Source organism: Companilactobacillus paralimentarius DSM 13238 = JCM 10415 (assembly GCF_001434985.1).
GTDB lineage: Bacteria > Bacillota > Bacilli > Lactobacillales > Lactobacillaceae > Companilactobacillus > Companilactobacillus paralimentarius.
The window spans coordinates 1-209 of the sequence record NZ_AZES01000053.1; the positions used below are offsets into that span (position 1 = coordinate 1).

The 209-nt window shown below is 38.8% G+C and carries 1 pseudogene; it reads right to left on the reverse strand.

The annotated features are described in order from the left end of the window. Positions 1 to 209: pseudogene (locus FD33_RS12875) on the reverse strand (helix-turn-helix domain-containing protein); the annotation flags it as partial.

Sequence of the window (209 nt, forward strand, 5' to 3'; positions counted from 1 at the left end):
AAAAAGGCTGTGACTTGGTCGAATTTAGAAGGACGATGGCAAAGCTTACGGTTCTTTACATACTTTTGATGTGCAGTGTCAGGAAAGTAGCAATTCAAGTGTTGAACTTTACCATTAACTTTCTTGATCTGCTCAACAGTACCTCTGTTAATTTCATTATTAATAGTCTGAGGTGAAACGCCGATAGCTTTAGCTATCTGGCGATTCGA